Source organism: Mesorhizobium sp. M6A.T.Cr.TU.017.01.1.1 (assembly GCF_004023115.1).
GTDB classification, from domain to species: domain Bacteria; phylum Pseudomonadota; class Alphaproteobacteria; order Rhizobiales; family Rhizobiaceae; genus Mesorhizobium; species Mesorhizobium mediterraneum.
Window position 1 is genome coordinate 93,216 of sequence record NZ_RZTA01000002.1, and the last position, 21,192, is coordinate 114,407.

Genomic DNA, 21,192 nt, shown 5'->3' on the forward strand with positions numbered 1-21,192 from the left:
CATGGCTCTTTCCATGCCGGCCATCATGAGGACGACGGCAGCGCGGCTTTCGGCGCTCTATCTCCTGCTGTTCGCCATCTGCGCGGTGCTGCTCGTCTTCTACATGACCTCGCTGTCGGCGCGCATGCTGACCGGCCAGACCCAGGACACGATCAACGACGAGGTGCTCGGCCTCGCCCGGGCCTATCAGCGCGGCGGCTTGCCGCTGCTGGTCCGCGTGGTCGAGCAGCGCTCCCGCCAGCCCGGCGCCAATCTCTATTTGATCGCCGACACCAACGGCCAGATCCTGACCGGAAACGTGCAGAGCCTGGAGCCCGGCGTTCTCGAGGCCGAAGGCTGGACGACAGAGCCGTTTTCCTACCGGCGCTTCGGCGAGGCCGAGCTCGAGCGGCAACGCAATCCGGTCGCCGACCCGAACGACACCCAGTCCGGCCAGAACGAAGTGCAAGTGGAGGGCGAGAAGGGGCATAACGCCATTGCGCTGGTGTTGCGCCTGCCGAACCAGATGATCATGCTGGTTGGTCGCGACCTCGGCGAGCCGGAGCGGTTCCGCGCCGTCATCCGCCGCGCGCTGATGCTGGCGCTGGGCATGATGGGGCTTGGCGGGCTTCTGATCTGGTTCTTTGTCGGACGCGCGGCGCTGAAGCGTATCGACTCGGTGTCGGAGGCGAGCCGCCGCATCATGGGCGGCGATCTTTCCGGCCGGCTGCCGGTCACCGGCGCAGGCGACGAGTTCGACCGCCTCTCCGAAAACCTCAATTCCATGCTGGCCAGGATCGCCACGCTCAACGAAGGGCTGAAGCAGGTCTCCGACAACATCGCCCACGATCTGAAGACACCGCTGACTAGGCTGCGCAACCGCGCCGAGGCGACGCTTTCCGGTAAGTACAAGGCCGCCGACTACCGGCAGGCGCTGGAAGGGACCATCGCCGAGTCCGACCAGCTGATAAAAACCTTCAACGCCATCCTGATGATCTCCAGGCTGGAGGCGGGCTATTCCTCCGAAAGCACCAGCCGGGTCGATCTGGCTGCGTCCGTGCGCGATGTCGTCGAGCTCTACGAGCCGGTGGCGGAGGAGGCGGGGGTGACACTCGAGACTTCGGTGCAGGATGCCTTCGCCGTCGAAGGCAATCGCGAGCTGATCGGCCAGGCGCTGTCGAACATCGTCGACAACGCGATCAAATATTCTACCGACTCGACAGCCAAGCCGTCCGTCCGCGTGGCGCTCGATCGCGTCGGCAGGGAAATCAGGCTTTCCGTCACAGACAACGGCCACGGCATCCCCGACGATGCCGATCGCGCCAGGGCGACCGAGCGTTTCGTGCGGTTGGAGAAAAGTCGCTCGCAGCCGGGTTCCGGCCTGGGCCTCAGCCTCGCCAAGGCAATCATGACATTCCACAACGGACGGCTTGATCTTCTGCCGGCCGATCCCGGATTGTCCGTCGTCATGAGTTTTCCCGAACGGGAGGATCGCTGATGGCGGTGAGGGCGGCTGCGGAACAGACCAACTGGCTCTTGAAGCCGGCGGCAAAGCTCGTTCCCCTGGATCAGAACCGCGTCAGGCGGGAATTGTCGGAAATCGCTTCCACTGCGCAGGAAGAGGAGCTTACTCGGCTGGCGAAATTTCTCGCCGGCAAGGGCGCCGTCCAGGATTTCCTTGCCGCGGTGTTCGACCTGTCGCCGTTTCTGCGCGACACAGTGCGCCGCCGCCCGCAGATACTCGATGCGCTTTTCGATCAAACCGTCGAGGCCCGGCTGATTACGATCGGCACGGCGATCGACAAGGCCGCGCGGGCGGAAGCCATCTCCGAAAGCAGCCTGATGATGGAGCTGCGGCAATGGAAAGCGGAAGCGCATGTCCTGATCGCACTGGCTGATCTTGCAGGCGAGGCTGAAACCGCCGTCACGGTACGGCGGCTCAGCAGTCTTGCCGACGCCTGCACCCGCGCTGCTGTCGACTTTCTGCTTCGCGACGCGCACGGACAAGGCAAGCTCAACCTGCCGGACCCCGAGGATCCGGCGCGCCGGTCGGGCTGGATTCTGCTCGGCATGGGCAAGCTTGGCGCGCATGAGCTGAACTTCTCCTCCGACATCGACCTCGTCGTTTTCTTCGACCCGCAGGCACCTGCCGTCGTCGATCCGCTCGACGCGACGGAGCTGTTTTCGCGCCTGACGCGCCGGCTGGTCCGCATTCTCCAGGACCGCACCGAACACGGCTATGTCTTCCGCACCGACCTAAGGCTTCGTCCCGATCCCGGTTCGACGCCGTTGGCGATCCCGGTCGAGGCGGCACTGCGCTACTACGAGGCGCGCGGGCAGAACTGGGAGCGCGCTGCCATGATCAAGGCGCGACCGGTGGCCGGCGATCTCGCCGCCGGTGCCGCGTTCCTGAAGGACCTCCAGCCCTACATCTGGCGCAAATACATGGACTATGCGGCGATTGCCGACGTTCATTCGATCAAGCGCCAGATCCACGCCCACAAGGGCCATGGCGAGATCACCGTGAAGGGCCACAACGTCAAGCTCGGCCGCGGCGGCATTCGCGAGATCGAATTCTTCGTCCAGACCCAGCAGCTCATCGCCGGTGGCCGCTTCGCCGAGCTGCGCGGCCGCGAGACCGTGCCGATGCTCGGCCAACTTGCGGCACGCGGCTGGATCACGGCCGATGCACGCGACGCGCTCGCCCGGCAATACTGGTTCCTGCGCCGCGTCGAGCATGCCATCCAGATGGTCGCCGACGAGCAGACGCATATACTGCCGGAAGATGACGAAGGGCTTGAACGCATAGCCCGTATGCTCGGTTTTGCCGATACGGCGGCCTTTGCCGGGGCGTTCCGCGCTGCACTCCATCAGGTCGAACGCCACTACGCAGCGCTTTTCGAAACCGCGCCCGAGCTTTCGGCGGGCATCGGCAATCTGGTCTTTACCGGCGATGTCGACGATCCCGACACGTTGCAGACCCTGCAGAGATTGGGATTCCAGCGGGCGAGCGACATCTGCCGCGTTATCCGCGGCTGGCATTTCGGCCGCTATCGCGTCACCCGGTCGGCCGAGGCGCGCGAGCGGTTGACCGAACTGACGCCGGCGCTGCTGCAATCCTTCGGCCAGACGCGCCGGGCGGACGAGGCGTTGATACGCTTCGATGAGTTTCTTGCCGGCCTGCCCGCCGGTATCCAGCTTTTCTCGCTGCTCCAGTCCAATCCCGCTCTGCTGAAGCTGATGGCGACGATCATGGGCGCGGCTCCCCGGCTGGCCGCTATCATCACGCGCCGCCCGCACGTGTTCGATGGCCTGCTGGATCCGGCCCTTTTGACCGAGCTGCCGGACCGCGCCTATCTCTCGGCGCGTCTCGCCGCCTTCCTCGAAGGCGACAGGGCCTATGAGGACGTGCTCGACCGCTTGCGTATCTTTGCTTCCGAGCAAAAATTCCTGATCGGCGTCAGGCTGCTTGCCGGCTCGATCGATCCGGTCCGCGCCGGCCGTGCCTTTTCCGATCTGGCCGATCTTACCATCGACGCGGCGCTGCGGGCGGTCATCGCCGAGTTCGCGCTGCGGCACGGCCGCGTCGCTGGCGGCACTGTTGCGCTGCTCGGCATGGGCAAGCTCGGCAGCCGCGAACTGACGGCCGGCTCCGACGTCGACCTCATCCTGCTCTATGATCACGACACCGATGCCGAAGAATCCGACGGCGACAAGCCGCTCGCCCCGTCCCACTATTACTCCAGGATGACGCAGCGGCTGATATCGGCCGTGTCCGCGCCGACCGCCGAGGGCGTTCTCTACGAGCTCGACCTTCGCCTGCGGCCGTCCGGCAACAAGGGGCCAGTGGCGACCCATGTCGATGCCTTCAAGAAGTATCAGCGCCAGGACGCCTGGACATGGGAGCACATGGCGCTGTCCAGGGCTCGCGCGATCGGTGGTGATCCAGCGCTGTGCACCGAGGTCGAGGCCGAGGTGGCGGCGGTGCTTGCCCTGCCGCGCGACAGCGCCAAGGTGATGGCCGAAGCGTCCGAGATGCGCGCGATGATCGAGAAGGAGAAGCCGCCGCGCGATCTCTGGGACATCAAGCTGATCCAGGGTGGTCTCATCGATCTCGAATTCATCGCGCAGGTGGCGGTGATCACGGGCAAGGTCGAAGCCGGCCGCCGGGTCACCGGGACAGCGGAAGTCCTGTCGAGGCTGGCGCCGGATTTCGCTGAAGCCCAGGTCAGGCAGGAGCTTTGCGATGCCTATGCGCTCTATCTGGCGCTGACTCAGATGATACGGCTCTGCCTCACCGGCGTGTTCGAACGGGACGACGTTCCGCCGGGGCTTTCGGATCTGCTTCTGGCGGTCACCGACCTGCCGGATTTCGGTGTGCTGGAAGCGCACCTCAAGGAGACGTCGCAAAAGGTCAGGAAAGATTTCGACCTTCTGCTTCGTGCGAAACGACCATGAGGGCGTAACGTCAAAACGGCTGTTTCGGCGAGAGCATCGGGGGCGCTGTCCCTCCGGCGTTCCCGAAAGTTCCAACCGCTTCACGACAACTGAGGGTCAGGCCGCCGCCCTGACCGGCTGCGTCGACTTCTTGATCGGAATGCGCACCGACACGATCGTGCCGGTGCCTTCGGTGGAGCGGATCTTCAAGGCGCCGCCCTGAAGCTCGGCCAACGAGCGTGAGATGGCAAGGCCAAGGCCGGATCCGGCATGGCTCTTGGAAAACTGGTTCTGCACCTGCTCGAACGGCCGCCCGAGCTTGCTCAGCGCCTCCTTCGGGATGCCGCAGCCATTGTCTTCGATCGTCAGGACCAGGGCGCTGGATGTGTTGCGGGCCCTTACCGCAATGCGGCCGCCCTGGCCGGTGAATTTCACCGCATTCGACAGGAGGTTGATGACGATCTGCTTGATTGCTCGGCGGTCGGCGAAAAGCGTCAGTGAATCGGGGATGCGTGTTTCGACAGTGATCGACTTTTCCGCTGCCTGCAGCGAGATGACGCGCACCGTTTCCCTCATCAGCGGGCAGAGGTCGATTTCCTCCTGATCCATCGAGAACTGGCCGGCCTCGATCTTCGACATGTCGAGGATGTCGTTGATGACGCCCAGAAGATATTTGCCGCTGCCGTTGATGTCGGTGGCATATTCCTCGTAGCGCGGCGAGCCCAAGGGCCCGAACAGCGCCTGTTCCATCAGCTCCGAGAAGCCGATGATCGCGTTGAGCGGCGTGCGCAGTTCGTGCGACATGTTCGCCAGGAACTCGGATTTGGCCCGGTTCGCGGCCTCGGCGCGCTCGGTTTCCTTCATGTATTCGCGATTGAGCTCGACCAGTTCGCGCGACCGCTCTTCCTCCGCCCGGCGGGCAAGGCTGAGGTCGTGGATCGTCGCCATCAGCCGGCGCTCGCTGTCTACCAGCTTCTCCTGGTGCAGCTTGATCTGGGTGATGTCGGAGCCGACCGAGACGGTGCCGCCGTCCCTGGTTCTGAGCTCATTGACCTGCAGCCAGCGGCCATCGGCAAGCTGCCGCTCGAAGGTCACGCCGCCTTGCTGCCCGTTGGTGTTGGCAAGCCGCCGCTCCGAAGCGAAGGCAAGCATGCGTTCCTCCAGAACGGCGCGCGAGGCGCCCGGCATCACGTCGCGATCTGACAGGCCGTTATCCTGCTGGTACTTGGAATTGCACATGATCAGACGCTGGGCGGAATCCCAGAGCACGAAGGATTCGTTGATGTTTTCGATGGCCGTTCGCAGACGAAGATCCGCGGCCTCGGAGCGCAGCGCCAGGTGCCGCTGCTCGGTGACGTCGACAGCGATGCCGATCAGTTGGATCTCCGGCGCTTCCGGGTCGATCACCTGCGCCCTTGCGCGCATCCACACCCATTGTCCGTCGGCATGGCGCATCCGGAACACCTGGTCGATGTGATCGATCTCGCGTGCGACGATCCTGTTGGCAAGCTCGAACAGGTCGCCGTCCTCGGGATGGATGATCTCGTCGACCTCGCCGAACGACAGCATCGTGTCGCAGGGCTCGTAGCCCAGCATGTCGTACATCGAGCGCGACCAGTACATCTTGCCACGCACCATGTCCCAGTCCCACAGGCCGCAGCGGCCGCGCACCAGCGCCATGTCGATGCGCTGGTGCGCTTCGAGATAGATGCGGTCGGCGGCCTGGGCGCGCGCCGCCTGGCCGAAATAAGCGTAGAGGATGATGATCAGCACGCCGGCTGTAAGCACGAAGAGGGTGACGTTGAGCGAAACGGTCTTGCGCCACGTGTCGAAGACCGCTTCCTGCGGAACGAGCGCTGCGGCAGCGCCTTTCCCGCCACTTGCCAGGCTCACTGCCGCATACCAGTCCTGACCGCCGATGCTGACCTCCATGACGCCGGCGCGGTCGCCGAACATGAACAGCGGTTGACCGCCTTGGACGATGCCGTCGAGCGGTCGCCCCTCCCAGCGCGTTGATAGCGGTGTCACGGCAATGATCTTGAGCGCGCCGTCGGTGACCGCAAGCACGTGGCTTCGGCCCATGGCGCCCTGACGGCTAATGCCCTCCAACAGGTCCTGCGTCGCGCCCGGCGCCATCTTCGCATCGACGCTAATCGAACTGGCCAGTTGGCCCGCCGCGAGCGAGAGGATCGCCTTGGCGTCGCGTTCCACGTCGTCGCGCTCGTTCATCAGCGACAGGAACCGCAGCGCCGCGATGACGAGCAGGAAAATGATGATCAGGGCCGGTATCGATCGGCGCAACAGTGGCTCGGCTGCCAGGAGCCGTCGGTAGGCGGGTTCGGCGATGAGCCGCGCATTGCCGGCGAGACCATCGCTTCTCGCCTCACGCCGCTCAAAAGCCGTCCCTCCGGGCGCGCCCCACGCGTCCGCCTTCGCCATAAATGGCTCTCCCCGATTTTGAATCTGCTTGACGATCCGGCGACGCCGCACTTCCGAATCTTCAGCTAAAGAATCAAAGGTGATTCGCCTTGTCCAGAGGCGCGGCGAAAAAAGATTAAAAATCGACTAAAATAATGGCTAAATCCGCCGATCTCCCTCCCCCTTGAGGGGCGGGTGGCCCGTAGGGCCGGAAGGGGTCGTCGGCGAAGCGCTCCATCTTTGAATCAAGGGTCGAGGCAGGTGGGATCGGTCGAGGCCGCGCACTGCCGCAGCGACCCCACCCGTCCATCCGCCTTCGGCGGCTGTCCAACCTCCCCTCAAGGGGGAGGGATCACGCAAGAGTGCGCTCGACGATGTCCCGCAAATCAGCCGACAGGTTCTCGACATTGGCAATCGATCGCAGCGCTTCCCTTGCCTTGGCCTGCCGGGCAGGTTCGAGCGAGCGCCATGATCTGAGTGCCGTCGCCAGCCTGGCGGCCAACTGCGGGTTGCGCTTTTCGACCTGCAAGACCGTTTCGACGAAAAACCGGTAGCCTTCGCCGTCGGCGCGATGGAAGCCGGTCTGGTTGGCGCTGGAAAACGTGCCGACAAGCGAGCGCACCCGGTTCGGGTTGGCCATAGAGAAGGCCGGGTGGCCGGTCAGGGCGCGCACCGCATGAATGGTTTGCGGGCCTGGCACGCTGGCCTGGATCTGGAACCACTTGTCCATCACCAGAGGATCGGTCGCATATTTCGCTCCAAAGTCAGCCAGTGCCTTGACCGTCTCGGGCGAACCGCTGTGGCGGAGCGCAAGCACGGTCAATGCAGCGGCGCGGTCCGTCATATTGGTCGCGGACTGGAAATGCCGGGCCGCAAGCGCCGCGCTTCCCGGCAGCAGCGAGAGATAGTCGAGCAGGATGTTGCGCAGCGCCCGCCGCCCGGCGCTCGCCGCATCCGGACTGAAAGCGTCCTTGTCGGCCAGTCGATCGTAGAGGCGGGAGAATATCTCGCTGTTGGTCTCGGCGATCGCGGCCGTCAGCGCCTCGCGGGCCGAGAGGATGGCATCGGGGTCGATGTTCTTGCCGATGTCACGGGCGATATCGGCTTCGCTCGGAAGCGCCAGAGCCAGCGCTCGATAGGCCGGCTCAAGTGTCTCGTCGCCGGCTATCTTGCCGGCAAGATCGGTCAACCGTGATGCGAAATTGGGCTGCTTGCCGCCAAGGACCTGGCGGAAGGCGGATATCAGGGAGTCGGTCAAAAGCGTGTTGAACGCCTGCCAGCGCGAGAAGGTATCGTCGTCATGGCCGGCAAGGAAGAACTGATCGTCGGCCTTCTGCTCGACGGAAAGCGTCACCGGCGCCGAGAAGCCGCGGTTGAGCGACATGGCCGGGCGCTCGGCAACGCCCGAGAAGCGCACCATGTGCCGGCGCTTGCGGATGTGGATAACGCCGTCCTCGACGGAAGCTCCCTCGACGCCGTTATAGGCTATCGCTTTGCCATCGGCGCCGACCAGGCTGAAGGCCAGCGGAATGTGCATCAGCCGCTTGCGGCTTTCGGACGGCGTCGGCGGCACCGACTGCTCGATCTCGAGCGTGAATTCCTGGGCTGCCGCATTGTGCGTCGAACTGATCGTCAGATTGGGCGTGCCCGCCTGATGGTACCAGAGCGAAAATTGCGACAGGTCGCGGCCGGACACATCCTCGAACACCTTGATGAAGTCCTCGATCGTCGCAGCCTCGCCGTCATGGCGCTGGAAATAAAGGTCCATGCCGGCCCGGAACGTCTCGGCGCCGAGAATGGTGCGGATCATGCGCACCACTTCCGAGCCCTTTTCGTAGACCGTCGCCGTGTAGAAATTGTTGATCTCGCGGTAGCGGCGCGGCCGCACCGGATGCGCCAGCGGCCCCTGGTCTTCGGGAAACTGATGCGCCCTGAGCGTGCGCACTTCGGCAATGCGTTTTACCGCTCGCGAGCGTTGGTCGGCCGAGAATTCGTGATCGCGAAAAACCGTCAGCCCTTCCTTCAGGCAAAGCTGGAACCAGTCGCGGCAAGTGATTCTGTTGCCAGTCCAATTGTGGAAATACTCGTGCGCGATGATCGCCTCGATATTGGCGAAATCGGCATCCGTGGCGGTCTCCTGGTCGGCCAGCACATATTTGTCGTTGAAGATGTTGAGGCCCTTGTTCTCCATCGCGCCCATATTGAAGTCGGACACGGCGACGATGTTGAAAACGTCGAGGTCGTATTCGCGGCCGAACGCCTCCTCGTCCCATTTCATCGACCGCTTCAGGGCGTCCATGGCGTAGCCGGCGAGCCGCTCCTTGCCCGGCTCGACATAGATGCCGAGATCGACCTTGCGACCGGATAGCGTGATGAAGCTGTCTGCGACTTTGCCGAGCGCGCCCGCCACCAGTGCGAATAGATAGGACGGCTTGGGGAAGGGGTCGTGCCAGACCGCATAGTGCCAGCCGTCGGCAAGTTCGCCGCTGCCCGCCGGGTTGCCGTTGGAAAGAAGCAGTGGCGCCTCGTGGCGCCGCGCCTCGATGCGCACCGTATAGACGGACAGGATATCGGGGCGATCGAGAAAATAAGTGATGCGCCGAAAGCCCTCGGCCTCGCATTGCGTGCAATAGACGTTGCTGGAGCGATAGAGGCCCATCAGGGCTTCGTTGTGTGCCGGCGCTAGCTCGGTTTCGATCAGGAGCTGGAAGCGGGGTGCTGCGGGCGGCGTGGTGATCGTCAGCTGATCGGGCGTGGCAAAAAAATCCATCGGCGCGAGTGTCCGGCCGTCGATTGCGATGCGGCTGAGCGTCAGGCCATCGCCATCCAGCACCAGTGGCACTGACGCCGCCACGCCGTCGCGGCGTTCGACCGTCAGTTCGGCGGTGACGCGCGTGGCTTCTGGCGACAGGCGGAAAGTCAGGCTGGTTTCCGGAATGAGATAGTCGTTGGGGCGATAGTCTTCGAGCTTGAAGACCTGGCCGGTGTCAGTGCGCATTCGGTGGGGTTTCCTGTCGATTCCCGCAGCGGCAAGTGGGTCCGCTGGTCTAAAAATTTGAAGCCCGCGCTCTTTACACGAAACCGTCACTCGACAAAACTGGCGCAATGCCTATTTCAGGCACTCGTTCTCCACATCATCGCGAGGTATCCATGACCGTGGTCACACCGAAATTCGGCATGGGCGCATCTGTGCTGCGTCGCGAGGACCAGGCCTTCCTCAAAGGTCTCGGTCGCTATACGGACGACATCCAGCCGGCCGGCCTCCTGCACGGCTACGTCCTGCGCTCGCCGGTGGCCAAGGCAAGCTTCACCATCGGTTCGACCGAGGCGGCCAAGGCGGCACCTGGCGTCCATCTGGTGCTGACCGGTGCGGATCTTGCTCATCTCGGCAAGCTGAAATCCGGCGTCATGCAGAGGCAGCCGGACGGCACCAAGGCGCCGACCCGCGACATTCCGGTCCTTTGCCGCGACCGGGTCAATTATGTCGGCGACGCCGTCGCATTCGTCGTCGCCGACAGCCGCGCGCTGGCGCAGGACGCGGCCGAATTGATCGAGGTCGATTACGAGGGCGAGGATGCCGCCTCCGGCACCGCCACGGCGCTTGACGAAGGCACGCCGCTGGTTTGGCCGGAACTCGGCTCCAACCGCGCCTTCAGCTATCACATCGGCGACAAGGCGAAGACCGCGGCAGCATTCGCCGGGGCGGCGCATGTCACTCGCATCGAATTCATCAACAACCGGCTGGTCTGCAACTACATGGAGCCGCGCTCGGCGATCGGCGAGTGGAGCACGCAAGAGAACCGCTTCGTGCTGACCACGGGCTCGCAGGGCGTGCATTCGATGCAGTACATCCTGGCCGATGTGTTCAAGATCAAGAAGAACCAGCTGCGCGTCATCACGCCGGATGTCGGCGGCGGCTTCGGACCGAAAAGCTTCGTCTATCGCGAGCATCCGCTGGTGCTCGAGGCTGCCAAGCGTCTTGGCCGCCCGGTCAAATGGGCCGGCGACCGCACCGAGCATTTCCTCACCGATGCGCAAGGCCGCGACAATGTCGTGACCGCCGAGATGGCGATGGACAAGGACGGCCGCTTCCTCGGCATGAGGGTCGATCTCCTCGCCAATATCGGCGCTTACATCTCGCAATACGGCCCGTTCATCCCCTATATCGGCGTCACCATGTCGACCGGCGTCTACGATATCCAGGCGCTCGATGTTTCGGTGACCGGCCTTTACACCAATACCTGCCCGGTCGATGCTTATCGCGGCGCTGGCCGCCCGGAAGCGGCATTCCTGCTGGAAAAGCTCGTCGACGCCTGCGCCCACGATCTCAGCCTTCCCGTCGAAGAGATCCGCCGGCGCAATTTCATTCGGCCTGCGCAGTTTCCCTATCGCACCCAGACCGACCGCCTTTATGATACCGGCGAATTCGCAGGCCATATGGACCGCGCCATCGAACAGGCGGAGTGGCAGGCGTTCCCGGAACGGCTGGCGCAGTCGAAGGCTGAAGGAAAGATCCGCGGCATCGGCATGGCGACCTATATCGAGGCCTGTGCGTTTCCGGGCTCTGAGCCGGCCTTTGTCGAACTGAACGGCGACGGCACGGTGACGCTGAAGATCGGCACCCAGACCAACGGGCAGGGACATGCGACCGCCTATGCGCAATTCCTCTCGGAAAAGCTTCATCTCGATATCGACAAGATCCAGGTCCGCCAAGGCGACACCGACGAGCTGAAGGCCGGCGGCGGCACTGGCGGCTCGCGCTCGATCCCTCTTGGCGGTGTATCAGCTTCTCGCGCGGGTGAGGATCTGGCCAACAAGATCAAGCGCATCGCCGCGGATGAACTGGAAGCCTCGGCCGGCGACATCGAATTGTCCAACGGCGTCGCCCGAATCGTCGGCACCGATCGCACGATCGATTTTTCGAGCATCGCCAAGGCCGCCAAGAACCCGGACGATCTCAAAGGCTTTGGCGAGTTCGTGCAGGACGAATGCACCTATCCGAACGGCACCCACATCTGCGAGGTCGAGATCGATCCCGACACCGGCACGACGGAGATTGTTCGCTATACGATCGTCGACGATTTCGGCGTCACCGTGAACCCGATCCTGCTAGCTGGCCAGGTGCATGGCGGCGTCGTCCAGGGCATCGGCCAGGCGCTGACCGAGAACACGGTCTATGACGAGGACGGGCAGCTGTTGACGGCGAGCTTCATGGATTACGCCATGCCGCGCGCCGACGATTTACCGTTCTTCCATTTCGAGACCCGCAATGTGCCATCGACCACCAATGCGCTGGGCATCAAGGGGGCCGGCGAGGCCGGCACGATCGGAGCGACGCCAGCCGCGCTCAACGCGGTGACGGATGCACTCTTTCGCGCCTACGGCATCAGGCACATCGACATGCCGGCAACGCCGGCGCGCATCTGGGCAGCGATCCAGGAAGCAACTGCTAAGTGAGCCCTACAGATCATCCCGGCGGACACAACACGCTGACCGGGATCATGCTCAAGATCGTGTCGGTGGCGGTCTTTGTCGGCATGTCGTCCTGCATCAAGGCGGCGGGCACCGTACCGGCGGGCCAGATCGTCTTCTTCCGCTCCTTCTTCGCCATCTTTCCTATCATCATCTTCCTGGCCTTCCAGGGGAAGCTTGGCACCGCATTTTCCACCAAACGCCCGCTCAACCATATTGCGCGCGGCGTTGTTGGCGTCTGCGCCATGGGCCTCGGCTTTTTCGCGCTGACGCGTCTGCCGCTGCCCGAGGCGATCACGCTGAACTACGCACAGCCGCTGCTGGTGGTGGTGTTCAGTTCGATCTTCCTCGGCGAAGCGATCCGCGTCTATCGCTGGAGCGCGGTTGCGGTCGGATTGGTCGGCGTGCTGGTCATCTCATGGCCGGAACTGACCCTGCTGAGCTCGGGCGCAGCACTCGGCGATCAGGAGGTGCTCGGCGTCATCGCCGCCCTGGTCGCGGCCGCGATCTCGGCCGTAGCCATGCTGCTGGTGCGCAATCTCGTCCAGAGCGAGCCGACGGCAACCATCGTGCTGTGGTTTTCGGTGACGGCGAGCGTCCTGGCGTTGCTTTCGCTGCCGTTCGGCTGGCAGGCGCTGACACCGGTGCAGGCAGGCCTTCTGGTTGTGTCAGGCTTTTGCGGCGGGGTCGCTCAGATACTGATGACGGCAGCCTATCGCCATGCTGAGGCCTCGGTCGTGGCGCCCTTCGAGTACACGTCTATGATACTCGGCATAGCCGTCGGCTATCTTGCTTTCGGCGACGTCCCGACGGTTCATATGCTCATCGGCGGCCTGATCGTCGTTGCCGCCGGTATCTTTATCATCTGGCGCGAGCGCCAGCTTGGCCTCGAACGTGCGCGCACCCGACAGGCGACCCCGCCGCAAGGATGATCAGAACGGCTCGGCCCGCTCCTTCGCCAATCGCACCAGCACCGTCCTTGTCTGCTCATCGGCAGGGAAAAAGGATTCGATCGCCAGTTCCGACAGCGTCACGTCGAGCGGCGTGCCGAACACGGTGATCGTGCTGATGAACGACAGCACAGCATCGCCATGGGCAAGCCGCAGCGGGTGCACGATTGCGTTCGGCTCGACCGGCACCGGTCGTGCGCCGTTCAGGCCGGACGGATAGGTCCGAAGCTCGCGTTCCAGTTCGACCAGGACCGGGTCGCCTGAGGCGTCGTTCTGGTGTTTCAGCCGGTCGAGAAGATGCGCGCGCCATTCGGCGAGGTTGACGATGCGCGGCGCGACGCCACCCGGGTGCAGGCTGAGTCGCAGCACGTTGACCGGGGGCTTCAGCAAGGAGGGCTCGGCGACATTGGCCAGGAACGGGCCGATGGCGGCATTCGCCGACACCAGGTTCCAGTGCCGGTCAACAGCGAGGGCTGGGAAGGGCTCGTGCCCCTTGAGCACGATCTCGACGGCCGCCATCGCCGGCGCCAGCGAGGCATCGGTGAGCGAGCGCTCGCTGAAGCTAGGGGCAAAACCCGCGGCCAGCAGGAGCTGGTTGCGCTGCCTCAGCGGGATCGAGAGCTGCTCGGCCAGATGCAGCACCATGTCGCGCGAAGGTGCCGCGCGACCGCTCTCCACGAAGCTCAGATGCCGCTGTGAGATTTCGGCTTCCATGGCGAGATCGAGTTGGCTCATGCACCGGCGCGTGCGCCATTCGCGAATGAGGCTGCCGGCGGACGTCTGGGTTGCTGTCATGAGCGCATGACTAGGCCTGCAGCGGATGCATTTCAATTACCTGGCAGGTTATGGCGCTTCTCCCGGCTTTGCGGGGCGAGGAAACGCTGGTCGTCAACCCAGCGCCCGCAGTTTCGCCTTCACCTCAAGGAAATCCCGCCACGCCAGCTTCTTGTGCGCGGGGGTTCTCAAGAGATAGGCCGGGTGAAGGGTTGGCATGGCGGGAATGGCAATGCCGGAAGCGGTCGTGTGGACGCGCCAATTGCCGCGCAGCCGCAGGATCCCCTCGGTGGTGTTGAGAAGGGTCTTTGCCGAGGGGCCGCCCAGGTTGACCAGCACCTTCGGATTGACCAACTCGATCTGCCGTTCGATGAACGGCCGGCAAATCTCGGTCTCGTGCGGTGTCGGCGTGCGGTTGCCCGGCGGCCGCCAGGGGATGACATTGGCGATGTAAGCCGATGTGCGGTCGAGGCCGATCGCAGCCAGCATCCGGTCGAGCAGCCGGCCCGAGCGGCCGACGAACGGCAATCCCTCTATGTCCTCGTCGCGGCCGGGCGCCTCGCCGACCAGCATGACAGCGGCATTCGGATTGCCGTCGGCGAACACCAGGTTCTTGGCGGTGTACTTGAGATTGCAGCCGTCAAACGCCGCCATGTGCTGGCGAAGCTCGTCCAGGGTTGCGGCCGTCATTGCCAACTGGCGCGCCAATGCCGCTTGCGCTTCGTCGGGCACCGTCGCTGTGCCCGACGGCGCGCGCACCGCCGGTGCCGCAGCTTGCCTTTCGCCCATTTCGGCGCGTGACACGCTGGTCGAGCGTGGCAGTGCGGCGTTTTCACCAGTTGGCGGCGTAACCGTCGCTGGCGCCCGCCCAGGTGGCTTTGACGCAGCCTCGGCAAACCTGTTCACCGGCTCGTCTTCGAGCGCTTCATCGGCGCCCGCGCTGGCGTAGAAGGCCAAAAGGTCGGCGATATCAGGTCGGTTGTCTCGGGAAACGGCAGTCATGCCTTCACATTCGGCCGCGCGGCAGGAATTTGCAAGTTCAGCTCGACGGTATACGCGGATCCTGCACCAGATAGAACGTCCAGCGCGGTGTGTAGTCGGTGATCAGGTAATCGAATTTTGCTGTCTTCAGGGGGTCGATCTTGCCGCTCTTGAACAGCAGCCGATCATAGGGTTCGAAGTCGCGATCGAAATCGGCAAAGCTGCTCGACCAGATGTTATCAGGCGTCTTGTTGCGCTGGTCGAATGACAGGCCGTCGCCGAACACGCTCGGCCGGTGGAGCACCTCCTGGAGTTCGAACTGGAACTCGACCCAGGCCTGGCCGCTGTTGTTGAGCACGTCGATGCGCATATACATGAGGCCGTTGGCAAATTGGCCCGCGGTGCCGAACGGCTGGATCGGCTTTGTCGTGCGGATAGTCAGTGTCACCGGTGTTGCCGAATTGAGCTCTTCGGTGATGACAAGCGGGTCCTCCTTTGTCCCGACGCCCGAGGCGCTGGTGATGCGGAAGCCGCCGAGCTCGTCAGAAAAGGAGTAGGCTCCGGCCGCCCAGACCCTTTGCGGCTCGGCATGTGCGCCAATGGGCGCCAACGGCAAAAGGGCCAAAACGAGCGCCCGGCAAATCCGTCCGGGCGAGGAAAAAAAGCGCGTCGATGAAAAGCCAGTCGGCCCGTATATGCGCATGGCGCGAAGTATGGACGATAAGCAAGCCGTCGAACAATTAAAAACGTGAGGGCGACGGCTCTCCTTGGAAATGAGCCTGGCCCAGATCGATGTTCGGGTGGACCCCAAATCGCGATTCTGTAGTACGATGCGCGACTTTTTGACGAAATCGGCATTGTCACGTCAGCGCCGGTTTCGCGTCGCGAATTGATGCGCTATGCAGCGGATAAGCCAGCAAGATGCGCAAATGCGCTCGCATGACCCCAAAAAATGAAATCACTTTTTGGAAAGGATCATGCGAAAATAAAAGTTGCCAGAGTGTCCTTTGCGCGTCCAATGGGCGCGCGGCACTCTGGGCAGTGAGGGGTTGATGAGCGATATCGAACGCGAAAGCATGGAATTCGACGTGGTCGTCGTCGGCGCCGGTCCGGCCGGCCTCGCCGCCGCGATCCGTCTCAAGCAGGTCAATCCCGAGCTTTCCGTCGTCGTCCTGGAAAAGGGCGGCGAAGTCGGCGCCCACATCCTGTCCGGCGCCGTCGTCGATCCGATCGGCATCGACCGGCTGTTGCCGGGCTGGCGTGACGAAGAGGGTCATCCTTTCAAGACGCCGGTGACGGCAGACCATTTCCTGGTCCTCGGCCCCGCCGGTTCGTTCCGTCTGCCCAACATCCTGATGCCGCCGCTGATGAACAATCATGGCAACTACATCGTTTCCCTCGGCAATGTCTGCCGCTGGCTGGCGACCAAGGCCGAGGCGCTGGGCGTCGAGGTCTATCCGGGCTTTGCCGCCGTGGACCTTATTTACAGTGACGAAGGCGCGGTCACCGGCGTTGTCACCGGCGATATGGGCGTCGAGAAGGACGGCACGCATGGCCCGGGCTTCGCGCCGGGCATGGCGCTGATGGGTAAATACGTGCTGATTGGCGAGGGCGCGCGCGGCTCGCTGGCCAAGCAGCTGATCGCCAAATACCATCTTTCCGACGGCCGCGAGCCCGGCAAATATGGCATCGGCCTCAAGGAGCTCTGGCAGGTCAAGCCGGAGAACCACCGGCCGGGCCTTGTCCAGCACTCCTTCGGCTGGCCGCTCGACATGAAGACCGGCGGCGGCTCCTTCCTCTACCATCTGGAGGACAACCAGGTGGCGGTCGGCTTCGTCGTCCACCTCAACTACAAGAACCCCTATCTGTCGCCGTTCGACGAGTTCCAGCGCTTCAAGACCCATCCGGCGATCAAGGGCACATTCGAGGGCGGCAAGCGGCTGGGCTATGGCGCCCGCGCCATCACAGAGGGCGGCTGGCAGTCGGTGCCGAAACTGTCCTTCCCCGGGGGCGCGCTGATCGGGTGTGCCGCCGGCTTCGTCAACGTGCCGCGCATTAAAGGCTCGCACAATGCCGTGCTCTCAGGAATGCTGGCGGCCGAGCATGTCGCCGAGGCGATCGGCGCCGGTCGCAGCAATGACGAACTGGCTTCTTACGAGGCGGCATGGCGGGCGACCGACATCGGCAAGGATTTGAAGAAGGTGCGCAACGTCAAGCCATTGTGGTCGCGCTTCGGCACCGTCGTCGGCGTCGGCATTGGCGGCCTCGACATGTGGCTGAACACGCTGTTCGGCTTTTCGCCCTTCGGCACGCTGAAGCACGGCAAGGCCGACTATGCGACGCTGGAACCGGCCGCCAAGCATAAGAAGATCGTCTATCCGAAGCCGGACGGCGTGCTCACCTTCGACCGCCTGTCGTCGGTGTTTCTCTCCAACACCAACCACGAGGAAAACGAGCCTGTCCACCTGCTGGTCGCGGATATGGATCTGCAGCAGCGTTCCGAGCACGATGTCTTTGCTGGGCCCTCGACACGCTACTGCCCGGCCAGCGTCTACGAATGGGTCGACAAGGATGGCAACGCCGCCGCCGATCCCGAGGCGAAGGACGTGCGCTTCGTCATCAACGCGCAGAACTGCGTCCACTGCAAGACTTGCGACATCAAGGACCCGAACCGAAACATAACCTGGGTGCCGCCACAAGGTGGCGAGGGACCTGTCTACCAGAACATGTAGCTTATCAAACGGCAGTCCGCCAGAATCGCCGCGTCGGTCTCGACCGTCAGTCGGTGAGGCCCGCTACATTTGCGGCCTCTAAAAAACGTTGAAGCGGCGCGGCGCTTGTGGTTCCCTTCCTTCCTAACCCGGAGAGATGACCATGCGCGTGGCGATCCTGACGTGCCTTGCAGCGATTGGCGCCTTGTGCGGCTTCGCACCATCGGCATCGGCTGACACGAAGGTGCTGGTCAAGACCCGGACCTACGACATATCAGGAACCACGGGCGCCGCCCTGATCGAGGCCATGGACCGCAAGGGTCCAAAGAGGCACGGCTTCATGACACACGCCATCGCGCTGACCGCCTATACCGTAAATTGGGACCTTGAGGTTCGCAGGGAGGGTGATGTCTGCCATCTGCGGCAGGCCAATGGGACACTCGATCTCACCTACACCTTGCCCCGCATGGCCTCAGCCGCGACGCCGGCGCTTCAGAAGCGCTGGAAGCGGTTTTTCGCGGGCGTTCGTGCCCACGAGCATAGCCACGGCCGCATCGCCAGGACAATGATGCGGGCCACCGAGAAATCGATCACTGGATTGGAGTTCGCCGACAACTGGTTGTGCAGCAAGACGCACCGCGAGGCGAGGCGCCGGATCAAGGACGTCTATGCCGAATACGAGGCGAAACAGAACGCCTTCGACGCGCGCGAGCATCGCGACGGCGGCCATGTCGAGCACCTCGTTGGTGCCCTGCGCAAGCAGTAGGCGCTCAGCTTCGAAACTTGCCGTTCTGTGTCACGGATGCGGTCGCGGTTTCATCTTCGTCGACCGGCTTTTTCTCTTCCGGCCTAAGCGAGAATTCCACCATCACCGGAAGATGATCGGAGCCTGTGCCTTCCAGCCTCGACACCGAATGGACGAGAACCGCGCCCTTGCTGAAAACCTGGTCGATCGGCAGTCCGGCGAAGCGCAGGAAGTCCGGCAGCTTGATATAGAGCCAGGTCGGCCCCGGCGAAGGCGCCATGGTCAGCTTGCCAAGATCCGCGACGCGCCGGACGGCGGCACTCCACGGCACTGCGTTGCAATCGCATGCCAGGATCGACGTCTCGCCAAGCGAGGCGAGTTCCTCCGACAATCCGCCGATCTGCCGTGATTGGTTGCGCGGCCATGGCCAGGTGAGGTGCATGGCGGCTGCGTCGACGTCGGTTCCGCCGAAATCGACCGTCGCGATGGCCATCGCACCGCGCCTGTCGCAGCGCGGTTGCGTACCGGCGGCAAACGGTCGTCTGGATAGCAGCGCAACGCCGAACACGCCATTGGGGTAGGGGCAGAGGATCCGGTAGGGGTAGGCGCTGGCAATATAGCCAAGCTCGGTCGTCCACATCTCCGACACTTCATCGAGAGTGATCACGTCCGGATTGGTCCGGCCGATCAGCGACAGCACTTTCTTCGGCGTCGGATTGTTGAACCGCAGGTTCATCTGCAGCAGGCGATAGACCGGCTGGTCATCGGGGTAGACCGTCTGGTCACCGGGGTTAACTTCGTAGGCTGCCTGGACCGGCCACAGGCGGGGCACGGGCAGCGCGTTCGACGTGGTGGCAAAGGCAGCCACGGCAAAGAGCAGCGCTGTGGCCGCCTGCAGGCGAAATGAAGTCACGAGCAGCGGCAGCGCGCAAAGCGCCATCAGTACGGCAAGATGGACGCGGAAATGGGCGAAGGAATCGAAGGCCGGATGCAGCGTTCCGAAAAACCCGGCCACCAGCGCAACCGAGCAGCCGAGCATTGCGACGAATGCCACCGACGCCATCATGTTTCGAACGCGTGCCATCTACTTTGCTTATCGGCAGAAATGCAGCCAATCAAGATGACGAAATGCCCTGCCGCGATGTTATCATGCTACGGCCATGCTCCGGCCGATGAAGCCGATCGGTCCTACTGGAACGCCGTTTCCGAAAAGCTTCTGAGTTTGCGCGAATGCAACCGTTCCATCGGCATCTCGGCCAGCTTTTCCATCGCCCTGATGCCGATGGTCAAATGCTGTGCCACCTGCCGCTTGTAGAACTCGGTCGCCATGCCAGGCAGCTTCAATTCGCCATGCAGGGGCTTGTCGGAGACGCAAAGCAGGGTGCCGTAGGGCACGCGGAAACGGAAACCATTGGCTGCGATCGTAGCCGATTCCATGTCGAGCGCGATCGCTCGTGACTGCGACAGCCGCTGCACCGGCCCACGCTGGTCGCGCAGCTCCCAGTTGCGGTTGTCGATGGTGGCGACGGTGCCGGTGCGCATGATACGTTTGAGGTCGTAGCCGGAAAGGCCGGTGACTTCGGCGACCGCCTCTTGCAGCGCCACCTGGATTTCAGCCAGCGGCGGGATCGGCACCCAGACCGGAAGGTCGTCGTCCAGAACATGGTCTTCCCGCACATAGGCGTGCGCCAGCACATAGTCGCCCAGCGCCTGGGTGTTGCGCAGGCCGGCGCAATGGCCGAGCATCACCCAGGCATGCGGCCTGAGCACCGCAATGTGGTCGGTGATAGTCTTGGCGTTGGAGGGGCCGACACCGATATTGACCATGGTGATGCCGCCATGGTTCGGCTTCTTCAGATGATAGGCCGGCATCTGCGGCAGGCGCGGCGGCGCCACCCCAGCGCCAGGCGCGTTTTGCCCAGCCTTGGTGACGACGTTTCCCGGCTCGACGAATTCGACATATCCGCCGCCGCCCTTCGCCATCAGCTCATGCGCGCGGGCGACGAACTCGTCGATATAGAACTGGTAGTTGGTGAACAGCACGAAATTCTGGAAATGCTGGGGACTGGTCGCCGTGTAGTGCGACATCCGGTGCAACGAATAGTCGATGCGTTGCGCCGTGAACGCCGCCAGTGGCCTGGCTTCGCCTAACGCCACTTCGAACGTGCCGTTGGCAATCTGGTCGTCGGTGCCGTCGAGATCCGGCACGTCGAACAGGTCACGGATCGGCCGCCTGATGCGCTCGGCTGCGGTGCCGTCGACATGGGAGCCTTCCAGGAACGCGAAATGCAGCGGGACGGGCGTCGTCGATTCCGAAACCGTGACTGGAACGCCGTGATTGCGCATGATCAGGCTAAGCTGTTCGATGAGATAGCGTTCGAAAAGGGCAGGCTGGGTGATGGTGGTCGAGAAATGGCCAGGCGTCGGCATATGGCCGTATGCCTGCCGCGAGTCGATCTGGGTGAACGAAGTCGTGGTGACGCCGACCTCGGGATAGAAGGCCCGGTAGCGCTTGTTGTTGTCGCCGCCTGCAGCGAGCGCCGTAAACGAATCGCGCAGGAATTTGGTGTTGCGGTCGTAAAGGACCTGCAAGGCCGCGACGGCCTTTCCAGCATCATTGAAGCTCTGCCGGCCAAACGGCTCCGGCATCACGACTGAGTCTATGGCTTGGGGATAGATTCGCTTTTCCATGACCCAATATAGAGGCTTGGCCTTGCGGTTGGGA

14 protein-coding genes are annotated in these 21,192 nt (G+C 63.4%); 7 read left to right on the forward strand and 7 right to left on the reverse strand.

Annotated features, from left to right (window positions below):
* Window position 1: 1 nt before the first annotated feature.
* Both EOB36_RS01210 and EOB36_RS01215 read left to right on the forward strand, forming a co-directional pair.
* Window positions 2-1,477 carry an ATP-binding protein gene (locus EOB36_RS01210; RefSeq protein WP_095486560.1) on the forward strand — a complete coding sequence of 492 codons (1,476 nt, stop codon included), beginning with the start codon at window positions 2-4 and terminating at the stop codon, window positions 1,475-1,477.
* On the forward strand, window positions 1,477-4,437 hold the full coding sequence (locus tag EOB36_RS01215) for a bifunctional [glutamine synthetase] adenylyltransferase/[glutamine synthetase]-adenylyl-L-tyrosine phosphorylase (protein WP_128241951.1): 2,961 nt from the start codon (window positions 1,477-1,479) through the stop codon (window positions 4,435-4,437). Before EOB36_RS01210 ends, EOB36_RS01215 begins: the two co-directional genes overlap by 1 nt.
* 96 nt (window positions 4,438-4,533) lie before the next feature.
* On the opposite strand, the gene EOB36_RS01220 is transcribed toward EOB36_RS01215, so the two are convergent.
* Window positions 4,534-6,855 (reverse strand): PAS domain-containing sensor histidine kinase, encoded by a 2,322-nt coding sequence (locus EOB36_RS01220; protein WP_126102915.1) that lies wholly within the window; start codon window positions 6,853-6,855, stop codon window positions 4,534-4,536.
* Between the two features lie 331 nt (window positions 6,856-7,186).
* The gene (gene pepN, locus EOB36_RS01225) at window positions 7,187-9,832 is read right to left on the reverse strand and encodes an aminopeptidase N (protein WP_127205168.1); all 2,646 of its coding nucleotides are present in this window, start codon (window positions 9,830-9,832) and stop codon (window positions 7,187-7,189) included.
* A 152-nt stretch (window positions 9,833-9,984) separates the two neighbouring features.
* Between pepN and EOB36_RS01230 the strand changes: the two genes are divergently transcribed.
* Together EOB36_RS01230 and EOB36_RS01235 are read left to right on the forward strand one after the other, a co-directional pair.
* Window positions 9,985-12,291, forward strand: a complete 2,307-nt coding sequence (locus EOB36_RS01230; RefSeq protein ID WP_127205169.1) for a xanthine dehydrogenase family protein molybdopterin-binding subunit — start codon at window positions 9,985-9,987, stop codon at window positions 12,289-12,291.
* Between the two features lie 44 nt (window positions 12,292-12,335).
* Window positions 12,336-13,238, forward strand: a complete 903-nt coding sequence (locus EOB36_RS01235) for a DMT family transporter (protein ID WP_127205181.1) — start codon at window positions 12,336-12,338, stop codon at window positions 13,236-13,238.
* Here the strand turns inward: EOB36_RS01235 and EOB36_RS01240 are convergent, their stop codons facing one another.
* From EOB36_RS01240 to EOB36_RS01250, 3 genes are all read right to left on the reverse strand, one after another.
* Window positions 13,239-14,051 carry a helix-turn-helix transcriptional regulator gene (locus EOB36_RS01240; protein WP_128284096.1) on the reverse strand — a complete coding sequence of 271 codons (813 nt, stop codon included), beginning with the start codon at window positions 14,049-14,051 and terminating at the stop codon, window positions 13,239-13,241.
* A 93-nt stretch (window positions 14,052-14,144) separates the two neighbouring features.
* Entirely contained in the window at window positions 14,145-15,032 is an 888-nt protein-coding gene (locus EOB36_RS01245) for a uracil-DNA glycosylase (protein ID WP_128284097.1), read from the reverse strand.
* 37 nt (window positions 15,033-15,069) lie between these two features.
* Window positions 15,070-15,636, reverse strand: a complete 567-nt coding sequence (locus EOB36_RS01250; RefSeq protein ID WP_164759164.1) for a hypothetical protein — start codon at window positions 15,634-15,636, stop codon at window positions 15,070-15,072.
* Between EOB36_RS01250 and EOB36_RS34830 the strand changes: the two genes are divergently transcribed.
* The 3 genes from EOB36_RS34830 (at window position 15,611) to EOB36_RS01260 (ending at window position 18,488) form a co-directional block, all read left to right on the forward strand.
* On the forward strand, window positions 15,611-15,763 hold the full coding sequence (locus tag EOB36_RS34830) for a hypothetical protein (protein ID WP_164897418.1): 153 nt from the start codon (window positions 15,611-15,613) through the stop codon (window positions 15,761-15,763). The genes EOB36_RS01250 and EOB36_RS34830 overlap by 26 nt on opposite strands.
* Window positions 15,764-16,063: 300 nt before the next feature.
* On the forward strand, window positions 16,064-17,743 hold the full coding sequence (locus tag EOB36_RS01255; protein WP_128284098.1) for an electron transfer flavoprotein-ubiquinone oxidoreductase: 1,680 nt from the start codon (window positions 16,064-16,066) through the stop codon (window positions 17,741-17,743).
* Window positions 17,744-17,885: 142 nt separating this feature from the next.
* Window positions 17,886-18,488 (forward strand): DUF922 domain-containing protein, encoded by a 603-nt coding sequence (locus tag EOB36_RS01260; RefSeq protein WP_128284099.1) that lies wholly within the window; start codon window positions 17,886-17,888, stop codon window positions 18,486-18,488.
* A 4-nt stretch (window positions 18,489-18,492) separates the two neighbouring features.
* Here the strand turns inward: EOB36_RS01260 and EOB36_RS01265 are convergent, their stop codons facing one another.
* Window positions 18,493-19,551: an endonuclease/exonuclease/phosphatase family protein gene (locus tag EOB36_RS01265; RefSeq protein ID WP_128284100.1), complete on the reverse strand. Its 1,059-nt coding sequence runs from the start codon at window positions 19,549-19,551 to the stop codon at window positions 18,493-18,495.
* A 104-nt stretch (window positions 19,552-19,655) separates the two neighbouring features.
* Window positions 19,656-21,116: an AMP nucleosidase gene (locus EOB36_RS01270; RefSeq protein ID WP_245467543.1), complete on the reverse strand. Its 1,461-nt coding sequence runs from the start codon at window positions 21,114-21,116 to the stop codon at window positions 19,656-19,658.
* Window positions 21,117-21,192: the final 76 nt, after the last annotated feature.

Bases quoted from the DNA above. Each gene is read 5' to 3' on its own strand.
- EOB36_RS01210 (WP_095486560.1), top strand. From the start codon at position 2: ATGGCTCTTTCCATGCCGGCCATCATGAGGACGACGGCAGCGCGGCTT.
- EOB36_RS01215 (WP_128241951.1), top strand. From the start codon at position 1,477: ATGGCGGTGAGGGCGGCTGCGGAACAGACCAACTGGCTCTTGAAGCCG.
- EOB36_RS01220 (WP_126102915.1), bottom strand. From the start codon at position 6,855: ATGGCGAAGGCGGACGCGTGGGGCGCGCCCGGAGGGACGGCTTTTGAG.
- pepN (WP_127205168.1), bottom strand. From the start codon at position 9,832: ATGCGCACTGACACCGGCCAGGTCTTCAAGCTCGAAGACTATCGCCCC.
- EOB36_RS01230 (WP_127205169.1), top strand. From the start codon at position 9,985: ATGACCGTGGTCACACCGAAATTCGGCATGGGCGCATCTGTGCTGCGT.
- EOB36_RS01235 (WP_127205181.1), top strand. From the start codon at position 12,336: ATGCTCAAGATCGTGTCGGTGGCGGTCTTTGTCGGCATGTCGTCCTGC.
- EOB36_RS01240 (WP_128284096.1), bottom strand. From the start codon at position 14,051: ATGACAGCAACCCAGACGTCCGCCGGCAGCCTCATTCGCGAATGGCGC.
- EOB36_RS01245 (WP_128284097.1), bottom strand. From the start codon at position 15,032: ATGACTGCCGTTTCCCGAGACAACCGACCTGATATCGCCGACCTTTTG.
- EOB36_RS34830 (WP_164897418.1), top strand. From the start codon at position 15,611: ATGGGCGCCAACGGCAAAAGGGCCAAAACGAGCGCCCGGCAAATCCGT.
- EOB36_RS01255 (WP_128284098.1), top strand. From the start codon at position 16,064: ATGAGCGATATCGAACGCGAAAGCATGGAATTCGACGTGGTCGTCGTC.
- EOB36_RS01260 (WP_128284099.1), top strand. From the start codon at position 17,886: ATGCGCGTGGCGATCCTGACGTGCCTTGCAGCGATTGGCGCCTTGTGC.
- EOB36_RS01265 (WP_128284100.1), bottom strand. From the start codon at position 19,551: ATGGCACGCGTTCGAAACATGATGGCGTCGGTGGCATTCGTCGCAATG.
- EOB36_RS01270 (WP_245467543.1), bottom strand. From the start codon at position 21,116: ATGCCGGAGCCGTTTGGCCGGCAGAGCTTCAATGATGCTGGAAAGGCC.